At 65.5% G+C, this 9,716-nt stretch carries 12 protein-coding genes; all 12 read left to right on the top strand.

All coding sequences use genetic code 11. The annotated features are described in order from the left end of the window. Positions 1-412 (top strand): hypothetical protein (locus K8I61_06950; protein MBZ0271757.1); only part of this gene is annotated, 412 nt, incomplete at its 5' end. Between the two features lie 142 nt (positions 413-554). Continuing rightward, positions 555-1,376 carry a KH domain-containing protein gene (locus tag K8I61_06945; GenBank protein ID MBZ0271756.1) on the top strand — a complete coding sequence of 274 codons (822 nt, stop codon included), beginning with the start codon at positions 555-557 and terminating at the stop codon, positions 1,374-1,376. A gap of 7 nt (positions 1,377-1,383) precedes the next feature. Further along, complete coding sequence (locus K8I61_06940; protein MBZ0271755.1) at positions 1,384-1,623, top strand: hypothetical protein; 240 nt, start codon at positions 1,384-1,386, stop codon at positions 1,621-1,623. After that, positions 1,623-1,946, top strand: a complete 324-nt coding sequence (locus K8I61_06935; protein ID MBZ0271754.1) for a DUF3467 domain-containing protein — start codon at positions 1,623-1,625, stop codon at positions 1,944-1,946. The genes K8I61_06940 and K8I61_06935 overlap by 1 nt, the downstream gene beginning before the upstream one ends. A 176-nt stretch (positions 1,947-2,122) precedes the next feature. Further along, positions 2,123-3,166 (top strand): biotin synthase BioB, encoded by a 1,044-nt coding sequence (gene bioB / locus K8I61_06930; protein ID MBZ0271753.1) that lies wholly within the window; start codon positions 2,123-2,125, stop codon positions 3,164-3,166. 26 nt (positions 3,167-3,192) lie between these two features. Further along, complete coding sequence (locus tag K8I61_06925; GenBank protein ID MBZ0271752.1) at positions 3,193-3,768, top strand: TlpA family protein disulfide reductase; 576 nt, start codon at positions 3,193-3,195, stop codon at positions 3,766-3,768. A 2-nt stretch (positions 3,769-3,770) separates the two neighbouring features. After that, positions 3,771-4,688, top strand: coding sequence for an ABC transporter ATP-binding protein (locus K8I61_06920; GenBank protein ID MBZ0271751.1), 918 nt, complete (start codon positions 3,771-3,773; stop codon positions 4,686-4,688). Beyond that, positions 4,685-5,461: a hypothetical protein gene (locus K8I61_06915; GenBank protein ID MBZ0271750.1), complete on the top strand. Its 777-nt coding sequence runs from the start codon at positions 4,685-4,687 to the stop codon at positions 5,459-5,461. The genes K8I61_06920 and K8I61_06915 overlap by 4 nt, the downstream gene beginning before the upstream one ends. A 61-nt stretch (positions 5,462-5,522) precedes the next feature. Beyond that, on the top strand, positions 5,523-5,768 hold the full coding sequence (locus tag K8I61_06910) for a type II toxin-antitoxin system CcdA family antitoxin (protein ID MBZ0271749.1): 246 nt from the start codon (positions 5,523-5,525) through the stop codon (positions 5,766-5,768). A 258-nt stretch (positions 5,769-6,026) separates the two neighbouring features. Then, positions 6,027-7,232, top strand: a complete 1,206-nt coding sequence (gene metK / locus K8I61_06905) for a methionine adenosyltransferase (protein MBZ0271748.1) — start codon at positions 6,027-6,029, stop codon at positions 7,230-7,232. Positions 7,233-7,389: 157 nt separating this feature from the next. Further along, positions 7,390-8,649, top strand: a complete 1,260-nt coding sequence (gene ahcY / locus K8I61_06900; protein MBZ0271747.1) for an adenosylhomocysteinase — start codon at positions 7,390-7,392, stop codon at positions 8,647-8,649. A 182-nt stretch (positions 8,650-8,831) separates the two neighbouring features. Next, positions 8,832-9,716 (top strand): protein kinase (locus K8I61_06895; protein MBZ0271746.1); only part of this gene is annotated, 885 nt, incomplete at its 3' end.

Genomic DNA, 9,716 nt, shown 5'->3' with positions numbered 1-9,716 from the left:
CGCGGCGATCGCCGACGACGATCTTCCGCCCGACCTGCCCGCGGATCCGCAAGCGCGATTCCTGGCGTTCGTGCGCGCGAAGGATCTCGGCCTGTGGGCGCACGCGGGCCACGGCGAGGTGACGGTTGACGGCGATCTCGTCCGCATCGCGGCGCCCAAGGGCATGCACTTCGACGCGCTGACGGAGGAAAAGGGCGCTCTGGGCGAAGCCGCACGCGCGGCGTTCGGCGACGACGCGCGGGTCGAGATCGCCATCGGCGAGCGCCGGCAGGACGATCGGCGCAAGGCTGAAAACGAGCGGCGCGAGGAGGAGGCGGCCGTCCGCCGGCGCGTGCTCGATGATCCGGGCGTCACCCTTTTGCAGCAGACCTTCCCCGAGGCCACGATCACGGTTGTGCCCGAAAAGCGATAGAATCGGTTTGAATTCCTCGGGGCTTGCCCGTAAAGTTCGCGACAGCGTGGGCGATCGGCTCGCGCCCGAGCGTCAAAACCATGCGCGCGCGTGCCCGATACGCGCCACGGCGCGCTTTTCCGAAGGACAGGGGGGCCGGGCCATGACGACCAATGAGCGGGACGAAGACGCCGGAGTGCGTTTGCTGGATGAAGCGATATTCGAAACGGCGGATGACGCGGACTTCGACCGCGAATTCGACACCGATGCGATTTTCGCGGACACGCGCCGTCCCGGCGACGAACCGGGCGATGACGAAGAGGACGACGACGACGCGGACGACGACGACGACGCGGACGACGACGACGAAGATGACGATGACGAAGATGACGATGACGAAGACGATTACGACGATGACGACGGCGACGTCGATGACGATGACGACGAAGACGACGAAGAAGAAGAAGAAGATGATGATGATGATGATGATGACGACGACGAGGACGATGAGGACGATGAGGATGACGACTTCGCACCGGCGAATGGCGAATTCCGCGCGGCGGACGTTCTGGAGCGCATCTGCCGATACATCGATCCGAACGCGGAGGTGGACGCGAAAAACGAGGAGGACCGCCTGGTGCTGACGGTGTCGGCCAACGGCTCGGGCCTTTTCATCGGCCACCACGGGCAGACGCTCGACGCGCTGCAATACGTCATCAACCGGATCGCGGGCCGGCACGACGATCAGCCGCCGCGCATCGTGGTCGATTCGGAGAACTACCGCGAACGCAAGGCCGCGCGCCTGACCGACGACGCGTGGACGATGGCCGAGGAGGTTCTGCGCACCGGCCGGCCGGTGTTGAGCCCGCCGCTGTCCGCGTTCGACCGGCGCATCATCCATACCGCGCTCGCGACCGATGACCGCGTCACGACGCGGAGCCTGGGTGACGGCGAATACAAGCGCGTGCAGGTGGTTCGGAGATAGAACCGCCGTGGGAACGGGCAAGGACTACCGCAAGCGCGGCGGGGGCATGGAAGGCGCGGCGCTGTTTCTGCTTGCGCTGCAACGCTCCGGCAGCGAGCGGCTGATGGGCGCCGACGAGATCATCCGTTCCACGCTGCGCGACCTCGGCGTGACGCGGCCGCAGGTCGAAAGCTACATCGAGGCGCACCGCGGCGAGCTGGAAGCGAAACTCGGCGACGGCGGCAAGTCCGCCGAAGGGAGAAACTGATGGCCGACGAAACCGGCGGCAAGAAGGAAGAAAAACCCGGCGCGCAGCAGATGAAATTGCGCCTGAAGGTCGACGATGCCCTCGCGGGCGGCGAATACGCGAATATCATCGCCGTCAACCACAGCGAGGGCGAGTTCGTCATCGACACGTTTTTCCACGAGCCGCGCCTGTCGATGGCGCGCATGAAGCACCGGGTCATCATGTCGCCGCGCAACGCCAAGCGCCTGGCGATGATGCTCAACGCCTCGGTCGAACGCTGGGAGCAACAGTGGGGGAAAATCGACCTGACGCAGAAGGGATCGGATTTCAAGTTGGTCCATTGAAGACAATTGAGCTGTTTTCGCCCACGAACCGCGACCGTCAGGGAGCGGGTACTGATGTTACGAACCGCGACAGTCAGGGAGCGGGTTTTTGATACGAACCGCGACCATTAGGGAGCGGATACTGAGGTTACGAACCGCGACCGTTAGGGAGCGGGTTTGACGCAAGAGGCTGCTGCTTGGAAAACCTGATCAACCGAAGGCCCGCCGGAACTCCCGCCGACGAAATCCGGCGCATCTCCGCGATCGCGCTCGACCGTCCGCTGACGCACGACGAAGCGCTATCGCTAACGCGCGCCGAGTCGCCGGAGGCGTTCGAGGCGCTGCTCGACGGCGCCGAAACGCTCCGGCAAAAATTCCTGGGCAATGACGTCTCGCTGTGCGCGATCGTCAACGCCAAGTCCGGCCGCTGCGAGGAGGACTGCAAGTTCTGCGCGCAGTCCTCGCATTACGACACCGGCGTCACCGAATACAAATTCGTCGGCCGCGAACGCATCCTCGACGCGGCTCGACGCGCGCGCGAGATGGGCGCGCGGGAATTCTCCGTCGTCGTCGCGGGACGCAAGATGCGACGCCGCGAGATGGAAGAGGCGTTCGATATCTTTCCCGCCATCGCGAACGAAACCGGCATGGACACCTGTGGAAGCCTCGGCGCGGTGACGCACGACGAGCTGACGGAGCTGAAAAAAAACGGCCTGATGAAATTCCATCACAACCTCGAGACCTCGCGCAGCCACTACGGCGCGATCTGCTCCACGCGCGACTATGACGAAAACCGCCGCTCCGTCGCCGACGCGAAAAAGCTCGGCATGTTCGTGTGCTCCGGCGGCATCTTCGGCATGGGCGAATCCTGGGCGCAGCGCGTCGAGCTGTTCATGGATCTGCGCGAGCTTGGCGCGGATTCCATCCCGATCAACTTCCTGAATCCCATCGCCGGCACGCCATTTTGCGGGCGCGACGAGCTGTCGCCCGAGTTGTGCCTGGCCATCATCGCCGTGGCGCGTCACGTGTTGCGCGACCGGCAGATTCTCGTCGCCGGCGGCCGGCAGATCCACCTGAAGGACCGCCAGAAGGACATCTTCCGCGCGGGAGCAAGCGCGATGATGATCGGCAACTACCTCACGACGCCTGGCGGCGATCCCAACGCCGATCGGCGGATGATTCACGAGCAGGGGATGTCCATTGCCTCCTGCCGGGGCGCCGCGGCCGGGAAGGCCTCCTGACCCGCGGGCCGCGCGGCGATAACGCCATGCCGCTTTCCGTCCGAAACGTTTTCGCGGGCCGTCTGACCGCCATCGCGCTCATCGCGGCGGCCGTCGTGTTGCAACTCGCGGCCAAGTCCGGACGCCTTTACTCCGACGTCGAACTGCTGCCCGAGGCCGCGCTCGCGCCTTCGTTCGCGCTTGCCGGACTGGACGGCAATAAGGTGCGCCTGAACGAATTGCGTGGCCGCGTCGTGTGGATCGTCTTCGGCAGCACCGCCGAGCCCGATTCCGTCATTCAGCTACGCGAGGCCGGCAGCATGGCCGCGTCGCTCGGCGATGCCGACCTGTCCGTCCTGTTTCTCGCGCAGAGCCAGCCGAAAGACGAGGTGCAGGCGTACGTCGAACAATTCGGCAGCCCCGCCGCGATGCTGTTCGACAACGGGTCGAAGGTTTCCGCGCGTTACCGCGTGAACGAATTCCCCACATCGTACCTCATCGGCAAATCCGGCCACGTGCAGGAAGCGTGGCAGGGGGTCTGGCGCGCGGGGAATCGCGACCTGCGGCGCAAGCTCAAATCGTTGCTCGAAAGCGGCCGCCGCCCGGGCGGCGCGGGGGATTGACGATGGACGCCGTTCTCGTCGTCCGCGATCTGCGAAAGACCTACACCGTCGGCCGCATCCGCCGGCGCAAGGTTTGCGCGCTTGACGGCGTTGATCTCACCGTGCGGCGCGGCGACGTATACGGCTTTCTCGGCGAAAACGGCGCGGGCAAGACGACCACCGTCCGCTGTGTGCTTGGCCTCGCGTTTCCGGACGCGGGCACGATCGACGTGCTTGGCGAGCGATCGCCGCGCCCCGAGCGCCTGTTCGCGCGCGTAGCCTATTGCCCGGAGGATTCAAATTTTTTCACCGGCCTAACCGGCCGCGAACTGCTTGATATCTACGGCCGCCTGCATGGCCTCGCGGGCGCGAAGCTCGCCGCGCGCGTCGGCCGTGTGCTTGAGGAGGTCGATCTGGCCGGCGCGGCCGACCGGCGCATCGGCGGCTACTCCAAGGGCATGAAACAGCGCCTGGGCCTTGCGCAATCGATCCTGCCCGAACCGGAGTTCGTGGTGCTCGATGAGCCTTCGCGCGGGCTCGATCCCGTTGGGCGGCGTCGCTTTCGCGACGTCATCGCGGACTACGCCGCGCGCGGCACGACGTTTTTCATCAACTCGCACGCGCTCTCCGAGGTGGAGCAGACCTGCAACCGCGTCGGCATCATCCACCAGGGGCGCCTCGTGCGGGAGCTGTCGCCCGGCGAATTGATCGACGCCGGCGGCGGCCTGACGGTGCGCTACCGCGTGCCCGGCGATCCCCTCGAGGGAACGCGCGGGCCTGACGGCGCGGTGACCGCCGACGTGGCGGATACCGCCGCGCTGGCTGCGCTGGCCGCGAAAATCGCCGACGCGGGGGGCACGATCGAGACGGTCGAGCCGCGGCGCACGAGCCTCGAGGATTATTTCATCCGTGTCGTCGGCGCGGGGGAGACGATCGCGTGAAAACGCTCGTCCTCGCCCGATACGCCTTTTTACGGCTTTTGCGCTCGCAGTATTTCTACGTCCTTTTCGCGCTTGCCTTTTTTACCGGCTGGGCGGGACTGGCCACGGGGCAGGACGCCACGACGGACGTCTCGTTGCGCCAGGCGATCGACTTTGGCGTGCGCGTCGCGCGCACCGGGCTGTGGTTATGCGCGGTGTGGGTCGGCGTCACATTGCTCTCCGGCGAGATCGTCACGCAGACCGCGCGCACGGTGCTGACCAAGCCGGCTAGCCGCCTTTCGGCATCCATCGGATTCGCGATCGGCGGAATCGCGTTCATCGCGCTTCTGGCCGTCGTGCTTGCCGTCGAGCTCGTCATCGTCGCGAAGATCCGCGACATCCCCGCGGGTCTCGACCTCGTGGGCCTGTTTCTCTCGTTTCTTCCGCCGCTCGCCGCCATCCTCGCGCTGGCGCAGCTCGCGTCGCTCGTGACACCCAGGCCGCTCGCGGCGTTTGTCGCCGTGGCGCTTTCGTACGAGTCGTTCTGGCGCATGTTCGCCGCCGCCTCCGAAACGCAGATCGAATCGCGCGTCCTCGCGTCGATCGTGTCGAACGCCCTGCGCTTCGTGTATCTGCTCTGCCCGACTTACGGGCGCTTTATCGCGACGTATCGCGACTTTGCGGTCATGGACTTTCCGCTGGCCGGCTACGCGTTCCACGCGCTCGCCGCCCTCGCGTACGCGGCGGGCGCCGCCGCGTTGGCGGCCGTGGTTTTGTCGCGCAAGGAAATTTGAGATCAAATATTCGGCGAATTTTGATATATTGTGGCGTACCCCAATTCGGGAACGATGCGGCATGCGCGATCGTAAAAAAGTCACCGTTTCGATGCCCAAGGACTTGCTCGATCAGGCGCGGCGGATGCCCGCCGAAAAGGGGATGTCCGTTTCCGCGATGCTCGCCGATTATCTCAAGACGATGGTCCGGGACGATCACGAATACCGCAGGGCCGCTGCCCGTATCCGAAAACGGCTCGAAAGGGGATTTGATCTTGGCACCGGCGATCGGGTGACCTGGACGCGGGACGAACTTCACCGGCGCTAACGGAAGTCGCCGCGATCCTGCGATGACTTTTCAGGCTAGACGTCCTTGCCATGATTTGATTTGGGCACGGGCACGGGGCACCGATTTTCTCGCCAAATCCCGACGTTTGCGCCCGATACCCCGCGCGTGTAAAATCATTCGACTTTTTCTAAACGCGCCGCCGCGGGGCCGCGGGTGGTGCGCCTTAACGCCTAAACGGGTGTCCGTCCAAAAAACGAGGCATCACGAGCGGACCTTCAAGGGGTCCGGGGAGTCAGAATGTCCGGAAAATCATTCCTGTTTACGTCCGAGTCCGTCACCGAGGGCCATCCCGACAAGATGGCCGACCAGGTTTCCGATTCCGTGCTCGACGAAATCCTCACGCACGATCCTTCCGGGCGCGTCGCCTGCGAAACGCTCGTCAACACCGGCCTTGTGGTTCTGGCCGGCGAAGTCACCACGACGCACGTCTGCGATTTCCAGAAGATCGCGCGCGATACCATCCGCGAGATCGGCTACGTCGATTCCTCGATGGGCTTTGACGCCGATACCTGCGCGGTGCTGACCGCGCTCGACAAGCAAAGCCCCGACATCGCGCAGGGCGTGGACCAGGGGCGCGGCCTGCACATGGAACAGGGCGCGGGCGATCAGGGCCTGATGTTCGGATACGCCTGCGACGAGACGCCGGAATACATGCCCGCGCCGATCCACTACGCGCACGCGCTTAGCCGGGGCCTGGCGACCGCGCGCAAGGACGGCCGCGTGCCGTTTCTTCGGCCCGACGGCAAAAGCCAGGTGACGATCTTCTACGAGAACGGCGTGCCGAAATACATCCACACCGTCGTCATCGCGACGCAGCACGCGCCGGAGGCGACGCACGAGCAGGTCGTCGAGAGCGTGATGGAAGAGGTCATCAAGAGAGAGCTGCCCGCGGAGCTTATCACCCGGGACACGATCTTCCACATCAACGCGACCGGGCGTTTCGTGGTCGGCGGGCCGATGGGCGACTGCGGCCTCACCGGGCGCAAGATCATCGTGGACACTTACGGCGGCATGGGGCGGCACGGCGGCGGCGCGTTTTCGGGCAAGGATCCCTCGAAGGTCGATCGATCCGCGGCGTATCTGGCGCGTTACATCGCCAAGAATATCGTCGCCTCCGGCCTCGCGACCCGGTGCGAGATCCAGCTCGCCTACGTCATCGGCGTCGCGTCGCCGGTGTCGATCCTCGTCAACACCTTCGGCACGGGACAGATCGAGGACCGGGAAATTTCGAATCTCGTCTTCGCCACGTTTCCGCTCAAGCCCGCGGAGATCATCCGCGATCTCGATCTGCTGAAGCCCCGCTTCCGGGCGACCGCCGCGTACGGTCACTTCGGCCGGTCGGAGGAATCGTTCACGTGGGAGCGCACGGACAAGATCGACGCGCTTCGCGACGCAGCAAACCTGACAGCGGACCTGACGACGGATCTGACGCAGTCCGCGTGACGGGCGCGCCTTTCCTTAACAATCGAAATCGCTTTGGCGCGGCAGCCTTTGCCGCCGCGCCCGGAAATCAAAACAAGGCTCGCGCCGGAGGGGGAACCGGATCGGCGTCCGGGCCGTCAAAACTTCGTGGCCTTTTGCCGCGTATCGCGAGGAATCCATGGCTGATTACGATGTGAAGGACATCAACCAGGCCGATCTCGGCCGCGACCGCACCGAATGGGCCGCGCAGTCCATGCCGGTGCTGGCCGGCATCCGCGAGCGGTTCGCGACCGAAAAGCCGCTGGCGGGGCTGACCGTCGCCGCGTGCCTGCACGTGACGACGGAGACGGCGAATCTCGCCATCACACTCGCCGCCGGCGGCGCCGACGTGGCGCTTTGCGCGTCCAACCCGCTCTCCACGCAGGACGACGCGGCGGCCTACCTCGCGCGCGATCACGGCATCAAGGTGTTCGCGATCAAGGGCGAGGATTCCAAAACCTATTATCGCCACCTGAATCAGGCGCTCGACCTCAAGCCGCGGGTGACGATGGACGACGGCGCGGACCTGGTGAACGTGCTGCACACCGAACGCAAGGAGCTGATGGCGAACGTCACCGCCGGCACGGAGGAAACGACGACGGGCGTCATCCGCCTGCGCGCCATGGCCGCCGACGGCGTGCTCGGTTTTCCAATCGTCGCGGTCAACGACGCGCGCACCAAGCACATGTTCGACAACCGCTACGGCACCGGTCAGAGCACCATCGACGGCATGATCCGCGCGACCAACCGCCTGATCGCCGGATCCACGTTCGTCGTCTCCGGCTACGGCTGGTGCGGGCGCGGCGTCGCCGAACGCGCGCGCGGCCTTGGCGCGAGCGTCATCGTGTGCGAGGTCGATCCGCTGCGCGCGCTCGAGGCGAAGATGGACGGCTTCCGCCTGATGCCGATCGCCGAAGCCGCGCCGCTCGGCGATTTCTTCTGCACGCTCACCGGCGACATTCACGTCATCGCGCTTGAGCACTTCGAGGCCATGAAGGACGGCGCGATCGTGGCGAACTCCGGCCACTTCAACGTGGAACTCGATCTCGACCGCCTCGCCGAAGCCGCCGTCGCAAGGCGCATCGTGCGGCCGTTCGTCGAGGAGTTCGAGCTCGCCGGCGGGAAACGCATCTACGTGCTGGCCGAAGGACGCCTCGTGAATCTGTCCGCGGCGGAAGGCCATCCCAGCGCGGTGATGGACATGAGCTTCGCGAACCAGGCGCTCACCCTCGAGTGGCTCGCCGGCGAAAAGCCGTCGCTCGAAAAGAAGGTCTATCCGGTACCCCGGGACATCGACGAGAAGGTCGCGCGGCTCAAACTCGCGGCGATGAACGTCCATATCGACACGCTCACCGCCGAGCAGCACGACTATTTGAACCGCTACGACATGGGAACCTGACGACAATATCTAATGTTTTCGCCGGGACAGCCGAAACGGAAGCAAGAAGCGCGGGCTTGCGTCGCGGCGGGCCGGCGCGGTATTTCGACTTCTCGGGCGCGATTCCTATAATGGAAGCGCCGCCGGACCCGTGCGCGCCTCGCGCCGCGCGGGCGGGATGTTGAACGGACGCGGAGGGGTGCGTGGACGATTTTCTCGCCGACGAAACTCTTGACCTTCTCGAGGCCCGCCTCGAGGGCAAGCGCGGCGTCTTCGAAAAGATCTTCGCCGTGGGCGAAACGATCGCCGGCCGCTACAAGGTCGAGCGCGTCGTCGGCCGCGGCAACATCGGCCGCGTCTACCAGGTGCTCGACACCGGCACCGGCAAGCACTTCGCGATCAAGACCGTCTATCCGCGTTTCTCCGGTCATCCGGATGTCGGCCCGCGCCTGGAGGCGCTCGCCCGGCGGCTCTCCGGCGTTCGCCACGAGAATGTCGTCTCCGTTCTGGAGTACGGGCGCGATCACGACCTGTTATTCCTGAAGCTCCCGTGGATGAAGGCGCGCACCCTCGAGTCCGCGCTCGAGGCCACGATTCCCGCCGCGCGCACACGCGGCATTCCCGTCAAGCAGGCAAGGCAGGCGCTCGAGCACGCCGCGAAGGCGCTGTCCGCCGCGGGTTTCGATCTGCCGCATCTGGATCTCGTCCCGAAAAACATGTTCGTCAGCCCGCAAGGGCTCGCGGTCGCCGATCTCGGGCTCATGCACGCGGTGCTGCCGGCGATCGAACCGGACGACATCAGCGTCATGGATTTCCGCGAGTACCTCGCACCCGAAATCTCCGACGCGCGCGCCGTCAGCGCCGCGAGCGATACCTACACGATGGGCAAGGTGCTCTATCGCCTGGTCACGCTTCGCCACCCCGGCCGCCACGTGACGGATGTGCCGATCGTCGGCGAATATCCGCCCGCGGTCGCCGACCTCATCAAGTTCGCCACGGACGACGCGCCGGGCGCGCGTTACGCGCACGCGGGCGCGCTCGCCGAGGCGTTCGACGATGTCCTGCACGGCGGTCCCGCGCCGAGCCCC

It is taken from the genome of bacterium (genome assembly GCA_019912885.1).
In the GTDB taxonomy this organism is placed as follows: Bacteria; Lernaellota; Lernaellaia; order JACKCT01; family JACKCT01; genus JAIOHV01.
This window is presented reverse-complemented; position numbering and strand designations above follow the sequence as displayed.